16 protein-coding genes and 1 tRNA gene are annotated in these 17,589 nt (G+C 43.7%); 8 read left to right on the top strand and 9 right to left on the bottom strand.

The window, feature by feature from the left end; genetic code table 11:
- Positions 1–9: 9 nt before the first annotated feature.
- From KNP88_RS11080 to KNP88_RS11060, 5 genes are all read right to left on the bottom strand, one after another.
- Positions 10–177 carry a hypothetical protein gene (locus KNP88_RS11080; RefSeq protein ID WP_204251418.1) on the bottom strand — a complete coding sequence of 56 codons (168 nt, stop codon included), beginning with the start codon at positions 175–177 and terminating at the stop codon, positions 10–12.
- Between the two features lie 30 nt (positions 178–207).
- Positions 208–648, bottom strand: a complete 441-nt coding sequence (locus KNP88_RS11075; RefSeq protein WP_088836343.1) for an Ohr family peroxiredoxin — start codon at positions 646–648, stop codon at positions 208–210.
- A gap of 140 nt (positions 649–788) precedes the next feature.
- Positions 789–2,132, bottom strand: a complete 1,344-nt coding sequence (locus KNP88_RS11070; RefSeq protein WP_214893861.1) for a hemolysin family protein — start codon at positions 2,130–2,132, stop codon at positions 789–791.
- Positions 2,133–2,314: 182 nt separating this feature from the next.
- Complete coding sequence (locus KNP88_RS11065) at positions 2,315–2,797, bottom strand: DUF456 domain-containing protein (protein WP_214893785.1); 483 nt, start codon at positions 2,795–2,797, stop codon at positions 2,315–2,317.
- Positions 2,798–2,858: 61 nt separating this feature from the next.
- Positions 2,859–4,064 carry a DUF2254 domain-containing protein gene (locus KNP88_RS11060; RefSeq protein WP_214893784.1) on the bottom strand — a complete coding sequence of 402 codons (1,206 nt, stop codon included), beginning with the start codon at positions 4,062–4,064 and terminating at the stop codon, positions 2,859–2,861.
- 193 nt (positions 4,065–4,257) lie between these two features.
- Here KNP88_RS11060 and KNP88_RS11055 point away from each other — a divergent pair, with 193 nt between their 5' ends.
- Positions 4,258–5,742, top strand: coding sequence for an aldehyde dehydrogenase family protein (locus tag KNP88_RS11055; RefSeq protein WP_214893782.1), 1,485 nt, complete (start codon positions 4,258–4,260; stop codon positions 5,740–5,742).
- Positions 5,743–5,802: 60 nt separating this feature from the next.
- Complete coding sequence (locus KNP88_RS11050; protein WP_088836339.1) at positions 5,803–6,192, top strand: tautomerase family protein; 390 nt, start codon at positions 5,803–5,805, stop codon at positions 6,190–6,192.
- A gap of 114 nt (positions 6,193–6,306) precedes the next feature.
- On the opposite strand, the gene yidD is transcribed toward KNP88_RS11050, so the two are convergent.
- Positions 6,307–6,591: a membrane protein insertion efficiency factor YidD gene (gene yidD / locus KNP88_RS11045; protein WP_088836338.1), complete on the bottom strand. Its 285-nt coding sequence runs from the start codon at positions 6,589–6,591 to the stop codon at positions 6,307–6,309.
- Between the two features lie 101 nt (positions 6,592–6,692).
- Here yidD and KNP88_RS11040 point away from each other — a divergent pair, with 101 nt between their 5' ends.
- The 4 genes from KNP88_RS11040 (at position 6,693) to KNP88_RS11025 (ending at position 11,314) form a co-directional block, all read left to right on the top strand.
- Positions 6,693–7,658 (top strand): quinone oxidoreductase family protein, encoded by a 966-nt coding sequence (locus tag KNP88_RS11040; RefSeq protein WP_214845869.1) that lies wholly within the window; start codon positions 6,693–6,695, stop codon positions 7,656–7,658.
- Positions 7,659–7,858: 200 nt separating this feature from the next.
- On the top strand, positions 7,859–10,216 hold the full coding sequence (locus KNP88_RS11035; RefSeq protein WP_214893780.1) for a YhgE/Pip domain-containing protein: 2,358 nt from the start codon (positions 7,859–7,861) through the stop codon (positions 10,214–10,216).
- Entirely contained in the window at positions 10,203–10,763 is a 561-nt protein-coding gene (locus KNP88_RS11030; protein WP_214893779.1) for a TetR/AcrR family transcriptional regulator, read from the top strand. Before KNP88_RS11035 ends, KNP88_RS11030 begins: the two co-directional genes overlap by 14 nt.
- A 272-nt stretch (positions 10,764–11,035) precedes the next feature.
- Positions 11,036–11,314: a hypothetical protein gene (locus tag KNP88_RS11025; RefSeq protein WP_214893778.1), complete on the top strand. Its 279-nt coding sequence runs from the start codon at positions 11,036–11,038 to the stop codon at positions 11,312–11,314.
- 47 nt (positions 11,315–11,361) lie between these two features.
- Here the strand turns inward: KNP88_RS11025 and KNP88_RS11020 are convergent, their stop codons facing one another.
- Complete coding sequence (locus tag KNP88_RS11020; protein WP_214845866.1) at positions 11,362–12,096, bottom strand: metallophosphoesterase family protein; 735 nt, start codon at positions 12,094–12,096, stop codon at positions 11,362–11,364.
- A gap of 359 nt (positions 12,097–12,455) precedes the next feature.
- Between KNP88_RS11020 and KNP88_RS11015 the strand changes: the two genes are divergently transcribed.
- Positions 12,456–13,454 carry a PTS sugar transporter subunit IIC gene (locus KNP88_RS11015; protein ID WP_214802563.1) on the top strand — a complete coding sequence of 333 codons (999 nt, stop codon included), beginning with the start codon at positions 12,456–12,458 and terminating at the stop codon, positions 13,452–13,454.
- Positions 13,455–13,542: 88 nt separating this feature from the next.
- Here KNP88_RS11015 and KNP88_RS11010 read toward each other — a convergent pair.
- Positions 13,543–13,615 (bottom strand) — tRNA-Val (locus KNP88_RS11010).
- 166 nt (positions 13,616–13,781) lie between these two features.
- Here KNP88_RS11010 and KNP88_RS11005 point away from each other — a divergent pair.
- Positions 13,782–16,889, top strand: coding sequence for an efflux RND transporter permease subunit (locus KNP88_RS11005; RefSeq protein ID WP_214893777.1), 3,108 nt, complete (start codon positions 13,782–13,784; stop codon positions 16,887–16,889).
- Between the two features lie 154 nt (positions 16,890–17,043).
- Here KNP88_RS11005 and KNP88_RS11000 read toward each other — a convergent pair whose 3' ends face one another.
- Entirely contained in the window at positions 17,044–17,520 is a 477-nt protein-coding gene (locus tag KNP88_RS11000; protein ID WP_088836332.1) for a DUF456 domain-containing protein, read from the bottom strand.
- Positions 17,521–17,589: the final 69 nt, after the last annotated feature.

Below are 17,589 nucleotides of genomic sequence, written 5' to 3'. Positions count from 1 at the left end.
ATGTCTATATTACTTATCTTGTCCACGATCGCGAGGTGAAATCGGATCATCCGGCATAGCGTTCTTTCCTTCAAGAATTTCCTCTTGTTGCTCGGATGACAGTTTGCGTTCTTGTTCAGTTAAACGCTCTCGCTCATCTTCTAACTTTTCGTTTGGACGGTCAGTTTCTTTTGGCATACTGATTCCTCCCGTAAAAAAGAATAGTTTTTATTCGCTTAATGCTTCTACCACTTTTACCGATAAATCAACATCAATATTTCCGCGTGTCGCTTTAGAGTACGGGCAGAAACCATGCGCTTTTTCAAGTAATTCTTCTGCTTCTTCTTGCGAGACGCCGACAACTTCTACAACAAGTTTAGCTGCGATTTTAACGCCGTTATCTGCTTCGTCTTGTAAAAGACTCACTTCCGAGTTCGTCCGTGTTTCGACACGTTTTTTTGCTTGGCGTGCCATTAAATTATATGCACCATCGAAACATGCCGCGTATCCTGCCGCGAATAGTTGCTCTGGGTTTGATGTCGGAATATCTTCTTTACCTTTTGTACCAGGCATTACTAAATCTAAATTAATGACGTTATCGTCAGAAGAGACTTTTCCATCACGGCCCCCTACTGCCGCCGCGCGTGAAGTAAGAATTGTTTTAGTCATGAAATAGAACCCCTTTTCCTCTGGTTTGAGTAACTTTTTTTGCCACATAAACAGTAATACCACTGACTGCCCGAGTATAAACAAATTCTCTACGCCTTTTATCAAGAAAAAAAACAAGGTCACCCTGTGGGCGCCTTGTTTTACATAATTTCTTCTTCAGTTGGTGTAGTGGATTCTTTTTCAGGGAGTTGTAGATAAATCGATTTTACTTGGTGATTATCGACTTCCATCACTTTGACCGTATAGTCTTCATAACGGAACTCTTGACCGCTCGACACTTCCGTATCTTGCGCCATCACCCAACCGCCAATTGTATCGATATCTTCTTCCTCGATTCCGAGGTTAAACCGTTCGTTCAAGTCATCGATTAGGACACGTCCAGAAATTCGATACAGTCGCTCATGAATTTGTTCGATGTCGGCTTTCTCATCTTTATCGAATTCATCACGAATCTCACCGACGATTTCTTCTAATATGTCTTCCATCGTGATGACACCGGCAGTACCACCATACTCATCGATGACTAAAGCCATCGGTGTTCGTTCGACTTGCATTTTCAACATCGCATCTTGCAAAGGTGAATACTCTGAAACAATCGGCAAATTATGCACGTAATAACTTAACGCCTTCCCTTTGTTTGCCATGTGATCAGTAAAGAGTTGCTTCGCATTGATGAAACCGAGGATTTTATCCTTGTCCCCTTCTTCTGCGACCGGATAGCGTGTGAACTGATATTCTTCGACAAGCGCGATGATTTCATCCATCGACGCATCATTGGAGATGGTAATCAAATCTGTTCGCGGCAACATGATGTCTTTTGCGATCCGTTCGTCAAAAGAAAAAATGTTCTGCATGTAAGACAGTTCCGTCTGGTTGATTTCACCACTCTTATAACTTTGTGTCATGATGATTTTAATTTCTTCTTCCGAGTGTGCTTCTTCATGCCCTGCCGGCTCTACACCGAACAAGCGCAGAAAGACTCGTGCTGATCCATTTAAAATCCAGATGAACGGCTTCATCACTTGACCAAACCAATAAAGGGGTGGTGCAAGCAACATCGTAATCGCTTCTGTTTTTTGGATTGCTAACGATTTTGGTGCTAATTCACCTAACACAACATGAAGGAATGTGACGATTGAAAAGGCTAAGACAAACGAAACAATCGTAGAAATTGAATCAGGTAACGCAATCTCTGCGAAGAGCATTTCTAGGATTGCACCTACTGTCGACTCTCCTAGCCACCCTAGACCAAGTGCTGTCACCGTAATCCCTAATTGACACGCTGATAAATAATAATCGAGGTTTTCCAATAATTTTTTGGCGATGACCGCTGTTTTATTGCCCTCTGTAATCAATTGATCGATTCGAGACATCCGCATTTTCACGACCGAGAACTCTGCCGCTACAAAAAATGCTGTCAAAACAATTAATAATCCAATAATGAGAAGCCTGATAATAATCGTTGTTGTGTCGAATGTCTCCATTGCATGTGTACTGTCCAATCGTTTCCCCAAGAGAAGGGGATTCACCTCCATTTAATTAAGCTCAGCTTGAGCTTTTGCATAAAAAAGAAGCTTTTATAAAAATAAGCTTCTCCTCTTTTTCATATTCATACTATAACGGAACTTACACTAAATGTGTACTTGAAGCAACCTTTGCTTTTAGGTCAAACAATGTACAACATAAAGACGACAATCATTAAGAGCATGGCAATCCCTTTTAATAATGCACTTGATAAAATGCCTAAAACCGTTCCGATACCAATCGACATTGATTCATTCCACGTCTTTTTACTGATGATTTTTTCTGTTAAGATTGCGAAAACAAACGGGAAAATCAACAGACCCACACCAGGAATAATGAACGGTCCTGCAATCAATCCGACTGTCGTTGCAATTTTAGCCGCACGTGATCCACCACGCCGATCGACTGTGTAAGAACTTACTAAATAGTCGAGCGTGAATAATAAAATGATAAATACCGACTGAATGAGCCAAAAACTAATCGTTAACTCGGTAAACCCGAAACCAAATCCATATATCAAAAAACCGACGATGAGTAACGGTGCACTTGGAATGATTGGATAAACAAGCCCTACAAAACTAGCTATGAAACAGACCGCAATCAGAATCCAAAGTAAAATCGTCATACATATCTCCCACTTTCTTTGTTCTCTCCTCCTAATTTACGCGCAAGGCATGAATTAAGTTTCAAGCAAGCGCTTTTTCTAAGACCTTTTCCAGATGCACACGATCCCAGTCATTTAAAGAAGACCAATCCAATTCTGAACAAACGAACGGGATAAACGTTTGAATCGTTGCCCGATGTTCGGACAAGGCATTTCGTTTCGCGCTCTCGAGTGACTCTAGCATCGTTGCAAGCACAGAAATATCTTCTTGTCCGTAGTGTCGCAGTTGATAAAACGTCTCGTATAGTAATTCCGAGAAAGTAACGCGTTTAACGATGACAGAGCCTTCGCCGCCGATTAACAGACTGCCATCCGGAAGCATCGCAAAATTGCGTAGCAGGTCACCGATTTGTCGAAGCGCGTGTCGCGCCGTATTCGGGTCGTTAATCCCCGGAGAAATTGCGCGTAACCCGACTTCAGATAACTTTTGGATGACAAACGTAAAATCTTGCACGGAAGAACGTGTTGGTCCAATGATGATTCCTGATTCCACACCTTCTTCGTTTGCAGTACCAATCGCTTGTCCTTGTGTCACGTAACTCCCAATCGTGACATCGACTTGAATATTCATTCCTTCTTTCGCCAATGCACCGTAATCAAGCAATTGCAAGTAACCAGACTCTGACGCGACGATTGGATATTGTAGCGAATCATAACCATCAGAAATAAAATGATGTTTTTCCGCTTTCAAATTATCAATTTGTTCCTCGATCAATTGAATGCCTTCCCGGTGCAAACGATCCAGTAATGTCGTCACACGAATCGATTGGCTAACGATATGGATGAAAGCAACGAAAGCAATGATTGAAATTAAGACGACGAGAACAGCAACGGCAGAAGCAACGACACTTCCTCGTAAAGAAGGACGGACGAAAAACAACATCGTAATCGAATACGTAACTGCCCCGATAAAGATTCCGAAAATATGTTGAACTTGTCGATTTTCGATGAAGTTCGGTAATGTTCGTGGTGAGAACTGTGATGAATAGGTCGTCAAGACGACTAAGATTGTCGAGAAGGTAAACGTCATCATCGTCAACAAACCAGCAAAGACAGAACTATGAATCGTTCTTCCTAAATCGAGCGTTGTTTTCCAATCATCCGGAAAGTAGTTTTTTAAATATAAATCAGTCGCGAGGACACATGCCGTCAACAAGGCACCACCTACCCCATATAACAAGGGCCACCACCAGTTTGTCTCTTGATAAATCAGCTTCAATCGCTTCATCAACCCAACTCCATTCTTGATATATTGCTATATTTTTTAATTCCTGTTTCTTCATCTAGTGAAACCTTTATCATTCTTCTTTTTCAATAAAAGCTGAGTCACTTTATTTTGTGAAAGTGTCAGATTGTGTTTTACTTCTTTTCATAACGTGAATAACTTAATTGTTATCAAAAAGAATTGGAGATGAAAAGTCATGCAACAGACAAACGAGAACGTTCTGAAAACTGATTTCACAAAAATCTTCATCGATGGTCAGTGGCGCAAAGGCGCAAGTGACAGCAACATGGAAAATACGAATCCTTTCACAGGGGAAACACTATTTGAAATTTCAGCTGCAAACAATGACGATTTGGACGAAGCTTATCAAGCAGCGAAAATCGCTCAAAAAGAGTGGGCAAAAACACCGGCTCTTAAACGCCAAGGATTGATTGAACAGTTCTTGAAAGTCATGTACGAAGAAAAAGAAACAATCACCGATTGGTTAATTAAAGAATCAGGTAGTACACGAATTAAAGCTGAAGGTGAATTCCTTGCTTCCGTTTTAATCGTTAAAGAAGCAGCAACGTTCCCACTTCGGATGCATGGTGAAATCCGCCCATCTGTCGTACCAGGCAAAGAAAATCGCATCTACCGCAAAGCGCTCGGCGTTATCGGCGTTATCAGCCCTTGGAACTTCCCGTTCCACTTAGCGGTCCGCTCGATCGCAACGGCAATCGCAATCGGGAATGCAGTCGTCGTCAAACCAGCGACTGATACACCCGTCTCAGGTGGGTTAATCTTCGCAAGCCTGTTTGAAAAAGCCGGTCTTCCAAAAGGTGTCTTGAACGTCATCGTCGGTCGCGGTTCTGAAATCGGCGATTCAATCGTTGAACACCCAGTTCCTCGTTTAATCTCATTCACAGGTTCTACTGAAGTTGGTCGCCATATCGGTGAACTTGCTGGGAAACACCTGAAGAAAACTGCATTGGAACTCGGTGGTAACAATGTCTTCGTCGTTCTTGACGATGCTGATCTCGATCGTGCCGTCGAATCTGCTGTCTACAGCAAATTCTACCACCAAGGTCAGATTTGTATGTCAACGAACCGAATTCTTGTCGCAGATTCGATTCACGATGAATTCGTTGAAAAATACGTCGCTCGTGTTAAAGAACTACAATTCGGCGATCCATCAAAAGACCGTACACAAGTCGGTCCATTGATTAATCAATCACAAGTCGATCGTATTATGGAAGATATCGAAAAAACAAAAGCTGCAGGTGCTACAGTTCGTGTCGGTGGTGAAGCAAACGGGAATGTCATCGCACCAACGGTCGTGACTGGTGTAACGAACGATATGCCACTCGCTAAAAACGAAATCTTCGGACCTGTCGCAGTCATCATCCCGTTCAAAGATGACGAACATGCGCTTGAACTCGCAAACTCACTCCCATACGGGTTAAGCGGTGCGGTTCATGGTTCTTCAATTGAACGCGCGACTGAATTTGCGCTTCAAGTTGAAACAGGAATGATTCACATCAATGATCAGTCCGTCAACGATGAACCACATATGCCGTTCGGTGGCGAAAAAGACTCAGGTCTTGGTCGTTTCAACGGTGAATGGGTACTCGAAGAGTTCTCAACGGTTCAATGGGTATCTGTCATGCACGAACGTCGCCAATACAAACCATTCTTCGAATAAAATAAAAAATGTGGGCTTTGCCCGCATTTTTTTACATACTATCTAAAAGGAGTGTTAATAATGCCACTATTACGTTTTGATGTGATTGAAGGACGAAATGAAGAAGAGTTAAAGGTGCTCCTCGATACAGCGCATGATGCGATGGTCGAAGCTTTTGATGTACCGGAACGCGATCGTTACCAAATCGTTCACACGCATAAAGAACACGAGATGATTATTCAAGATACAGGACTCGGTTTCGAACGGACACGAAACCTTGTTTTGATTAGTGTCACGAGTAAATCGCGGACACAGGAGAAAAAACAAAAACTCTATCGCTTACTCGCGGAACGACTTGAAGCAAACTGCGGTCTCGCACCAAGTGACTTGATGGTGTCAATCGTTGAAAACGACGCCGCTGACTGGAGTTTCGGAATGGGCGAGGCACAATTCTTAACCGGAAAGTTGTAAATTCCAAATACCTTATTTCATCAAAAAAGCCCTAATTCCTAAAAGGAAATTAGGGCTTTTTACTTGTATGAATCATCCATCTCAACCGTTCGCATGTAAAATCAGAGACCGCTCTCAATCAACCGTTTCTTCATCATTCTCTCGTTCTTTTGGATTCTCTCGCTGCAGCGGCGCTTTCCAACTAAACGTTTCCGGAACAAAATCGAGTCCACCCGGGTGGAACGGTTGGCAACGTAACAGGCGACGTGTCGTCAAGTATCCACCTTTCATGGCACCATGCTGTTCAATCGCTTCTTTTCCGTAATGCGAGCACGTCGGATAAAAGCGACATGTCGCCGGCTTCATCGGAGAAATCACTTTTTGATAGAAATGAATGCCACCAAGCATAACTTTTTTCATAATACTTCACCCTCTTTTTTTCATTTTAACGCATTCCTGCACTTATATCAGTTTAGATGATCTATAGTTAAATCCATTACTACTAAAAGGATGTGTTTCATATGAAGGCTCTTACGTTCAGTTCATTCGGAGACTCCTCCGTCCTCACGTATCAAGAAGTTCCTGCTCCCATTATCCAATCTCACGAGGTCTTAATTGAAATGAAAGCAATCGGTCTTAATTTTGCTGACATCTACCGCCGAAAAGGTAATTATCACTTAGAAGGAGCCGCTCCCTACATTTTAGGATATGAGGGTGCTGGTATCATCACTCAGATCGGGGAAGACGTTTCCGGACTTAACGTCGGTCAGCGTGTTGCCTTTGCCGATGTACCGAATGCGAACGCAGAACAGGTTGCCGCTCCATCCGACCGTGTCATCCCACTTCCCGATGAAATCTCTTTTGAAGTCGGTGCTTCCCTGCTCCTACAAGGATTGACAGCCCATTACCTGACACGTGACAGCTACGCGATTCAACCACGCGATCTTGTTTTGATTCACGCAGCAGCTGGAGGTGTCGGACAACTGCTGACTCAAATCGTTCATTCGCATGGAGCCGTTCCAATCGGGCTGACCTCTTCCGAAGAAAAAGCACTCATCGCAAAAGAAAATGGTTGCGAAGAAGTTTTTCTTTATTCGGACGACTGGGTTGAGCAAATTCTGACAGTAACGAATAATCGTGGTGTCGATGTCGTCTATGAATCCATTGGTACAACATTAATGAACAGTTTTGACGTCACAAAAGTAAGAGGAACCGTCGTGTTTTACGGAATGGCCGGTGGAGATCCCGTCGCAGTCGACCCCCGCTTTTTAATGGATACATCAAAAACACTTACAGGCGGTGATTTGTGGAATGTTCTCACATCACGTGAAGAGCGGATTCGACGGGCGGGTGAGCTGTTCAGTTGGGTGATTTCAAATCAGCTCCATGTATCTGATCCAACTTCATTCCCACTCGCTGAGGGAGCACGTGCCCATGATTATCTTGAGAGTCGAAAAAGTACAGGGAAGATCCTCTTGATTCCTTAAAGACGCTCGTTTTTTGAAGCACGTCTCATTTTTTCCTACATTAAATACTATCTCTTTTAAAATCAATCACAGTCAGTCATTACAAAATAGTAAAGATTTGATTAAATGAATTGCTTTCTATTCTGAAAGAGAGTAAAGTAAATCTCATCAAAACCGAAAACTCAAATAAGTTTTAAGTTTTCAAAAGGGGATTTATATTCATGTTTCGCTCAGAATGGAAAAAATTAAAAAGCCCGATGATGGTGATTGTCATCTTGGCAATCATTCTTGTTCCCTTTCTTTACAACTCCATTTTCCTATCTGCATTCTGGGACCCGTACGGTCAGACAGAAGATATTAAAGTGGCCATTGTAAATGAAGACAAGACGATCAAGTATGAAGGTGAAAAAATTGATATCGGGGATCAATTCATCAAAAAATTAAAAAAGAACGATGACTTTGATTGGCAGTTTCTTTCAAGTAAAGAAGCCGAAAAACAGTTACGTTCCGGGGATATCTATATGACGGTCGTCATTCCAAAAAACTTTTCAAAGAATGCGACAACTTTACTCGATGAACATCCTAAAAAAATTGAACTCGAGTATTACTTGAACCCTGCTAAGAACTACTCAGGGACACAGATTTCAAGTAATGCCGCTAAACAGTTAAATGAAAAAATTCGAAAATCCGTAACGAAACAATACAGCAGTGCCATCTTCGGAGCCCTTAAAAAAATCGCGCAAGGTCTTGAAGATGCCTCAGAAGGTTCGTCGAAGCTTGAAGATGGTGCCAACAAAACGACGGACGGTGCCAAAACGCTTACGACGAATCTCGGCAAACTGACAGATGGTACAAACGACTTGTCAACGAACTTAGCCAAGGCAGCGGATGGTTCGTCTCAACTCTCGACAGGTCTCAACACACTTAACGATGGTGCTCAGACGCTCGCTGAGAAATCTGGTGAGTTATCGAGTGGTCTGAACCAACTGGATGACAACAGCGGTAAACTCATTAAAGGATCAACTGACCTGCAAGCTGGCTCTACTCAACTTCGTCAAGGTCTTGAATCGGCTTCTGCCGGATCAACTCAACTGCGTCAAGGTATTGAGAGTGCTTCTGCTGGTGCATCAGAGTTAGATAGCAATCTTCCGAAATTCAATGCCGGACTCAATCAACTGAATGAAAAAGCACAGGAAGTGGATGCGACGATTACAAACTTGAACAGTGCCGCTGCAACTTTAAAACAAGATTTAAGCGCTCGGCGTGAAGCAATTGAAGCTAATGTCGCGACAATCAAGGGGGTCATTTCTTCTTCTGAGAATTTATCGGAAGAAGAAAAAAGTACGTTACTTGAATCGATCGCGACGATGGAACAGAATGTTCAGAGTCTCGCGCAACAAGAAACGGCTCTCGATGCTAGTCTTGCTGCTGCCAACAATGCGACAGATAAAATTAATCAGTTAGCAGTCGGTGGACAAAACATCGCATCTGCCGTCTCGCAACTTGATGATGGTCTAGTAAAATTACTTTCAGGCGCAAAAGATTTGGAACAAGGTCAAAACAAACTGCTTTCAGGTGCAAAAGACTTGGAACAAGGTCAAACTGATTTCAACCAAGGTTTAACGACGTACACAGATGGTGTTCATAAAGCAGCTGACGGTAGTACACAGTTAACTGCCGGCGCTCAAAAAATTGCGACTGGTACAAACGATGCCAGTACGGCAATGGGAAGCCTGAACTCAGGACTTGGTCAACTGACAGACGGCGCGGTAGCACTCTCATCTGGGGCCGGTCAATTGACAGACGGTGCTTCACGTTTAGCAGATGGTAACTCCAAACTCGCTGACGGGGCAAAAACGTTGAAAGATGAGCTTGGAAAAGGTGCAAAAGATGCGACGGTCAAACCTTCGAACGATCGCGACAACATGCTCGCTGAGCCTGTCGTATTAAAAGAACATGACTACTCGACCGTTAGTAACTACGGTTCCGGACTGTCTGCTTATATCTTAAGTATCGCGTTATTCGCTGGTGCGTTAATGTTCTCTTCGGTCTACCAAATTCGTCCAGCACACGGAGAGACGTTATCATGGCGCTTCCTCGTTGGTAAACTTTCATTGATTTTACCAATCGGTGCATTGCAAGGGGTTGCCGCCGCGACCGCTATCGTTTACGTCCTCGATTCGACTGTCGCGAGTGTTCCGGCCCTTTATGGCTTCGCCGCCTTGACCGGGATGACGTTCATTACCTTGCTATTCGCTTTGACGATGTTATTTGGCCGCGTTGGACAATTCGCAGCGTTCCTGCTATTACTCCTTCAAATCGGTGGTAGTGGTGGTACGTTCCCAGTCGAAATGACACCAAGCTTCTTCCAGTATATTCACCCGTTCCTACCGATGACGTATTCAGTCAGTGGGTTCCGTGAAGCACTTGGACTCGGTGTCACAGATGCTCTTGCTTCTAACAGTCTCATCCTCGGATCGATTCTAGTCGGAGCGTTAGTCCTTGTCTTCGCAGGTTCCTTAAGTGCTAAACGTATTTTGCTTTCGACGAAAGCGAGAAAAGCACATGACGCAGCTTGAAAAAGAACAGGTCATCCTAAACGCGGCAATGGATTGTTTCTCTGAACTGGGGTATAAAGGGACAACGATTGAACGGGTCGCGAAACGGGCTCATGTCGGAAAACCGACTGTTTATCAATTGTTCGAAAGTAAACTCGATCTGTTCGAATCACTTGTCACCCTTGTGTTGCAAGAGATGCGAACAGAAGCTGAAAATGCTTATGTCGAAGGTGCAAGTGTGGAAGCAAACAAACAGGCGATGATTGAGGCAATCGTTAATCATCAACAGCAACATTTATTCATCTTAAAAATTACAGAAGAGACGCACAACTTAAAACTACAAGAGATGCAGGAGTTACGGACCCGCATTGAAAAACATGTTGTTGACTATATTAAAAACTTACTCGAAACACGCCTCGAGCTAGATGTCAGTTCCTCTGGAATCCCGATTGATGTAACAGCGTTTCTACTGTTTCGAACGTATATCGCTTTGATTGCCGAATGGCCATTGATCGGCGATGAGCTTGACCTAAAAATCATCAGTCAAGCCATGCTCAAGCTACTGTAACCAAAAAGAATGACTTCTCCTGTTAAGGAAGAGTCATTCTTTTTTTGTCTAGTACCGCTTTCTTACTGGCATGCCGTTTGACTAAATGGTATATCTTTTTCATCGTCCTGAACAAGAAAACATTTTGATACAGCTTCTTCACCCAATCCCACCTATTCTTACCTCTCTTCGTTTGATTCGAAATGAATCAATGATTCCCTTTTACAGAACCCCTTTATTTTGAGTTTAATCGTATACTTAAACTATCTTGCTTGAATGGAGTGTTACCCTGTATGCAATCGTATATGCTTCTCCCGCTTTATCTCTTGGTTCTGCTTGTCTACGTCATCATTTCACTGATTGATATGTGGAAATCCTATACGGCAACCAGCAACTCGTCGGACTTCCTGTTTTTCATCTTGACGCTAGTCGCACTGTTCGCAGGCTTTCTGCTTGCTCCAGTCCTGTCGTTACTTTTTCAATGGAAACGCAACCGCCTCAAACGAAATATCGGGCTCGTTCTCTTCTTAATCCTCATCATCGCGTACATCGTAAGATTTTTTATTTCTTAAATCAAGGCAGCGTCGTTTTTGAACGATGCTGCCTTTTTATTTTTTCATCAGCTTCTTCCCCCTAAAAACAATTTCCGTAACAACTCTTTTGACGGCATGTCTGACGCATTAAATGATTCGAGGTACGCCGCGTCATCATACGGTACATCCATAAATTCTACGTCCCAGTTCTCACTATCTCCTGACACGACCGCAAATGGTGCGATTGCCTCCGGTTGGCACCCTAACGCTCCCGGATTCACATATGTCGTTCCGTTTACTTGAACGAACTGTCGCGGATGGTGATGCCCAAAACAAATCAGGGTGGCACTCGTATCAGCAAATAACTGCGGAAGTGTTTCTTTATTACCATCAACCGTCGGACGAAGCGGTTCTTCTCCAATCATTGCCTGCACGTCCCGATAGGCATAATGCGTGAACAGGATGCGCCGTGATTCAACTACTTTTGAGATTGTCCGCGGCAGTCGCCCTAAAAAAACTCGATTTTCTGCCGTTAATTGATTCGCAACCCAACTGTGATGTGCTTTCGCATGAAGATAACTGTCCGGATACCGTTCCTCATTCAATAATGCCAAGACATTTTCATCATGATTTCCACTGATTGTCCGAATTTTTTTATCATTTCGAATCAAGTCAATCACTTCATTGGTTTGCGCACCAATTCCGACCAAATCACCGAGGCAGTAAATCGTCTCGATTTCTTGATCCCGGTGGAGTATGGCAAGGACCGCTTCTAAGGCTGACGCATTGCCGTGAATATCTGTAATAAGTGCAAATTTCATGTAACCGCCTCCATTCCAGGTTTACTAACGTTTCTTCTTCCTTTCCTCTTTTAAGCTGAAAGTGAACTGAAAAATAAATTGTCAGAAAATATTGATTATTCATTTAATGCATGTTAGGCTTAGAAAAATTCAAGCGAGAGGAGCACGACACGATGTACCTTCCACAAATTGCGGGCCGACTGATTATTCTATGCACGAGGGACTGAAAACTTTTCCGAGATTTTCCGGAATCGATTTTTGGGCCCTCCTTTCGATGCATCGAATGAGGCGCCCGCACTATTCATGGCGCCTATCCAGTTAACGGATAGGTTTTTTTAATGGAAAAATAGAGAGGATGAAGAAGAGTGAAGGATTATGCGATGGATCGAATGGTAAAGGTATCAGCCGGGATGGCGAATGCAGTGCTCGTTACACTTGGCGTGGGCTTATTGATTGAGACGTTCGGAAACTTATTACATATCGAAATGCTACTGACGATTGGCGGCATCGCAAAAGTTTTACTTGCCCCGGCGCTCGGTGCCGGCATCGCCTATCAACTTGGTGGTAATACGCTCGTTCTCTTCAGCGCAATGATTGCGGCAACAATCGGTGGTGCTGCCCTCCAGCCGACTGAAGCCGGTCTCGTCTTAATTCCCGGTCAACCGATCAGTGCGTTGATTGCTGCAGCCGTCGCTGTTTATGTCGGAAAACGAATGACAGGCAAAACGAAGTTCGACATGATGGTGATTCCAATGTGTGCCGTACTTGCAGGAGGCATCACTGGTCTTGGTGCTGCTGCCGTAACGACACCCTTACTTACAAAATTCAGTGCAATGGTCACATCTTCTGTCGAAACATCGCCAATCGCGACTTCACTCGTCATCGCACTCATCTTTAGCGTAATTTTAATGTCTCCTGCTTCATCTGCAGCACTCGCCATTGCGCTTCAGCTTGATCCCGTCGCAAGTGCCGCTGCGCTTATCGGCTGTTCCGCACAATTCGTCGGTTTTACTTTGATGGCCTATCGCCAAACCGATCCCGGCGGTTTGATTGCCTCGTTCTTCGTGACACCAAAAGTTCAGTTTCCGAATATCGTCAAGAATCCGCGAATTGTAGCCGCACCGTTTTTAGCAGCTATGATCTCAGCGCCGGTCGCAACACTCGTGTTGTCATTAAAAGTTCCATATGAGTTAGCTGGACTTGGATTGAACTCGATGATTGCGCCACTCAATATTTTCGTCAATCAAGGGTTTAACGCGTTCGCCGTCTTCGTTGTTACAGGCATTCTCTTACCTGGCGTCCTCACATTCGTCTTCTACCGGGCGACAACACTGTTCGGTTGGACAAAAGTCGGCGATCTCCACCTTGAAATCCAATAAAGTATAAGCTATTCCCGTTCAATTAAGGGAATAGCTTTTTTAACGACAAAAAAAACTCGCTCATCAAAAGATGAACGAGTTTTCGGTATGATTCTGACTGGGCTCGAACCAGCGACCTCTACCCTGTCAAGGTAGCGCTCTCCCAGCTGAGCTACAGAATCATGCTATCGTGTTGCTGGGTATGTCTTTATTATATCAGCATATCGAAAAGTGTAAAGTGTTTTTTCTAACTTTTTCATAAAAATTAAACCGTTTTAAAGTTGCAGCCCTTTAGACCGTCCTCTAGTATGTAATTAAGCACATACAAAAATAAAGGAGGGACATCTTTTGAACTTTTTAACACGTTTTAGCTTAAAAAACTCTGTCGCTGTATTTATCATCGCTATTCTTTTAGTGTTAGGCGGGGTCTATTCATTTACCCAACTCAAGGTCGACCAGTTTCCTGAAATCGAATTCCCGCAAATTTCAGTTGAAGCCGTTTATCCTGGTGCATCCCCTGAGGATGTCGATCAACAAGTCGTCTCAAAACTCGAAACCGCTCTCAAAGGGATTGAGGGGTCAACAAAAATTTCGAGTTCTGCGTACGAAAGCATCGGGATCATCAATATTGAATTCCCGTTTGATACCGACATGGACCAAGTCGAGCAACAAATCGATGCGGCGATCCAGGATGCAAACTTACCTGAAGAAGCAAGTACTAAATTAAACCGCTTCTCCTTTGGTTCGTTCCCCATCTATAATATCTCCTTCTTTAGCAAAGACGGAGAAGACATTGAATCACTATTAAAAGATCAAATTGAGCCAGAATTGAACAAAATCCCAGGTATCAACAGCGTTTCGGTCGGCGGTTACAAAGATGACCTCGTCCAAATTACCGTTGATAAAAAGAAGGCGACAGCAGCCGGTCTGTCGCTCTCAAGTATTAAAGATCAAATCAATGCCAAATACGTCTCCTTCCCATCTGGACAACTCGCGGAAGGTGATTCCAAGATTCCAATTCGTGTCGAAGAAAAACTTGAAAATCTCGACAAAATCAAAAATCTACAATTAACATCGTCCATCGGTACCGCAGCTGCTCCAACAGGACCACCTACTGGTGCTACCGGAGGAACAGATGCACCAACTGAAGCAACTGGTCAGGAGGCACCTCAAGAACCAGCAGAACCGATTCGTTTAAAAGATATTGCGGACATTGAATCCGTCTCAAAACAGAGCGAAAAAACGCGTTATAACTTGAAAGATTCACTCTCGATGGCAATCACAAAAAAACAGGATGCCAACACAGTTGAGATCGCTGATCAAGTCACAAAAATTCTCGACAAATATGAGGATCAAATCGATTATACAATCGGGATTGATTCAGCAAAAGATATCGAAGAGTCCGTTTCGACACTCGTCAAAGAAGGACTTCTCGGTGCCCTATTCGCTTCGATTGCCGTACTTCTGTTCTTACGTAATATTCGTGCGACCATCATCGCAATCGTCTCGATTCCACTTTCACTATTGATTGCTGCGATTTTCTTGAACTGGCAGGACATTTCACTGAACATCATGACCCTCGGCGGGATGGCTGTCGCAGTCGGCCGCGTCGTCGATGACAGTATCGTCGTCATCGAGAACATTTTCCGAAGGGTCCGCAAGTCAGAACAAGGGATGACTAATGAAGTCATCGAACAGTCGACGAAGGAAATCTTAAAAGCGATTACTTCATCGACATTAACGACCGTCGTCGTGTTCTTACCCATCGGATTCGTTGGTGGAATTACTGGTAAGTTCTTCTTACCATTCGCTTTAACCATCATCTTCTCGCTACTCGCTTCATTGCTCGTCGCGATTACGATTGTTCCGATTTTAGCGAAGTTTGCATTCAAAAAGGTTCCGGCGGAAGAAAAAGAAGGCGTCCTTCAGCGCTGGTACGGGACATTGATTGAAAAATCATTATCCCATAAAGCGATTATCTTGATTGTCTCTTTCTTACTCCTCGGCGGATCACTCGCCATCGTACCGCAACTTGGCTTTACGTTTATTCCGAATGAAGCTTCTAAAACACTGACAGCATCGCTTGAGCTTCCGGCTGCGACATCACTTGAAAAAACAAGTGACGTCTCACTGAAGATGGAAGAGATGTTTGACGATGAAGAAGCGATTGACGATGTGACGACGTCTGTCGGAGCGCGTGACTTCACGACAGGTCTTCGTCTCGATAATAAGGCAAGTTACTTCCTTAACTTAAAAGCAGATGCTGACGTCGAAAAAACAATCAAGTCACTTGAATCACAAATGGATGAGATTGCAGCCGCAGACGATGTTGATGCTAAAATCAGCATCGCCGAACTTTCGACTGGTGGTCCTCCTTCGAACAATAACGTGGACATCGATTTGTTCTCGAATGATCTCGAAGCGCTCCAAACAGCAGCAAAATTAGTCGAAGACAATATGAAAGAAAACAGTGATTTAAAATATGTTACAAATAACTTTAGTGAAAAACAAAAGCAATTCCTCGTTGAAATTGATACAGAGAAAGCAAGCGACCTCGGTCTCTCTGGTTTCCAAATTCTCGGTACCGTCAATGACCAAACGAAACCGGTCACGGTCGGCACGTTGACACTCGACGATAAGGAACAAGACGTTCAATTGTCTTATGCAAAAGAGTTAACATCACGTGAAGATCTTGAAGATGTTCAATTGTTCTCAGCGACAGGTCCGGTTCCACTAAAAGATGTCGCTACAGTCAAAGCGGTCGATACGTTCACATCGGTTCAGAAACTCGATGGAAAAGTCTACGCACGTGTCTCAGGACAAGTGAAAGGCGATAACGTCCAAACGGTTTCGAGTGACGTTAAAGCAGATGTCGAGAAAATTGAGTTACCCGATGGTGTATCTCTCACCAGTGGTGGCGGTAATGATGATACGGTCGAAATCTTCCAGTCACTCGGAATCGCAATCGTCGTTGCGATTGGTCTCGTCTACTTGACGATGCTGATTACGTTCGGCAAGGCGCGTATCCCATTCATCATCTTGTCATCGCTCATTTTCGTACCAATCGGTTCACTCGTCACACTCTTCTTAGCGAACGAACCATTGTCCGTCAGTGTCATGATCGGATTCTTAATGTTGATCGGTATCGTAACGACGAACGCAATCGTTCTCGTCGATCGTATCGGACAAAATGTCACCCGTGGATTACCAATTCGTGAATCGCTCATCGAAGCTGGCAAAACACGTCTCCGTCCAATCTTGATGACGGCATTCGCAACAATTATGGCGCTCGTTCCACTTGCTCTGACGACTTCGTCCGGAACGCTGATTTCAAAAGGTCTTGCGTTGACGGTTATCGGTGGCTTAACGACTTCAACACTCTTAACGTTAATCATCGTACCTGTCGTCTATGAGTTATTCTTCTTCAAAAAGATCAAAAAAGAACGTAAAGCGTAACGAAAAACCCTTCTCGCCTGTGCGAGAAGGGTTTTTTAGTATGTACAGATAACAATACGAATCCTCTTCCTTTTCCGTTGCCTTCCTCGGGTGAAGCGGTCTTGCCGGTAGAAAGCGAGTGGAAGAAAGCACGGCTCTTTGTCTCGTCACTTCTTTATTTTTCAAGGTATTCATCGGTCCGTTCAATCGTTCCGTTATGTTTTGCGACTAGGCCATCCAAAACTGATGGTTCAAATTCCTCACCAATCGCGATCACTCCTGTCTTCCCGGGTGGTATGACCCCTAACGTCCGTTTAAACGTCTCTTGAATCGCTTGGTTTTCTTTCAATTCTTTTGATCCACCAATCAGCATACCAGTCATCGAACCGAGGAGAATCCCGAACGGACCACCCAGTATACCTACGGCCATCCCAATCAATGAACCTTTAAACGCTTTATTCGAACCACTTAAATCAACGGCATCCTCAAACGAAAATGCTCCATTCTCGCTTCGTTTAATGATCGCGACTTGCTCAAAATCCACTTGCCCATTCGCATGATACTTCTTCAATTCACTGAACACTTGATACGATGTTGATTCTTCTTCAAACGTTAACGTAATGATATGATGCTTTTCATCTTTTTTAGCCACAGCTTCCACCTCTTTCATACCAGACGGACCGATACAACTGAACGACGAAGCATACATCAAGTATTTACC

The organism is Exiguobacterium sp. H66 (assembly GCF_018618705.1).
Taxonomy (GTDB): Bacteria; Bacillota; Bacilli; order Exiguobacteriales; family Exiguobacteriaceae; genus Exiguobacterium_A; species Exiguobacterium_A oxidotolerans.
Note: the sequence above shows the minus strand (reverse complement) of the source record. Positions and strands in the feature narration are given on the sequence as shown.

Excerpts from the sequence above, each read along its gene's own strand:
- KNP88_RS11080 (WP_204251418.1), bottom strand. The coding sequence starts at position 177 with ATGCCAAAAGAAACTGACCGTCCAAACGAAAAGTTAGAAGATGAGCGA.
- KNP88_RS11035 (WP_214893780.1), top strand. The coding sequence starts at position 7,859 with ATGTTTCGCTCAGAATGGAAAAAATTAAAAAGCCCGATGATGGTGATT.
- KNP88_RS11065 (WP_214893785.1), bottom strand. The coding sequence starts at position 2,797 with ATGACGATTTTACTTTGGATTCTGATTGCGGTCTGTTTCATAGCTAGT.
- KNP88_RS11060 (WP_214893784.1), bottom strand. The coding sequence starts at position 4,064 with ATGAAGCGATTGAAGCTGATTTATCAAGAGACAAACTGGTGGTGGCCC.
- KNP88_RS11050 (WP_088836339.1), top strand. The coding sequence starts at position 5,803 with ATGCCACTATTACGTTTTGATGTGATTGAAGGACGAAATGAAGAAGAG.
- KNP88_RS11020 (WP_214845866.1), bottom strand. The coding sequence starts at position 12,096 with ATGAAATTTGCACTTATTACAGATATTCACGGCAATGCGTCAGCCTTA.
- KNP88_RS11055 (WP_214893782.1), top strand. The coding sequence starts at position 4,258 with ATGCAACAGACAAACGAGAACGTTCTGAAAACTGATTTCACAAAAATC.
- KNP88_RS11015 (WP_214802563.1), top strand. The coding sequence starts at position 12,456 with ATGGATCGAATGGTAAAGGTATCAGCCGGGATGGCGAATGCAGTGCTC.
- yidD (WP_088836338.1), bottom strand. The coding sequence starts at position 6,591 with ATGAAAAAAGTTATGCTTGGTGGCATTCATTTCTATCAAAAAGTGATT.
- KNP88_RS11025 (WP_214893778.1), top strand. The coding sequence starts at position 11,036 with ATGCAATCGTATATGCTTCTCCCGCTTTATCTCTTGGTTCTGCTTGTC.
- KNP88_RS11040 (WP_214845869.1), top strand. The coding sequence starts at position 6,693 with ATGAAGGCTCTTACGTTCAGTTCATTCGGAGACTCCTCCGTCCTCACG.
- KNP88_RS11030 (WP_214893779.1), top strand. The coding sequence starts at position 10,203 with ATGACGCAGCTTGAAAAAGAACAGGTCATCCTAAACGCGGCAATGGAT.
- KNP88_RS11075 (WP_088836343.1), bottom strand. The coding sequence starts at position 648 with ATGACTAAAACAATTCTTACTTCACGCGCGGCGGCAGTAGGGGGCCGT.
- KNP88_RS11070 (WP_214893861.1), bottom strand. The coding sequence starts at position 2,132 with ATGGAGACATTCGACACAACAACGATTATTATCAGGCTTCTCATTATT.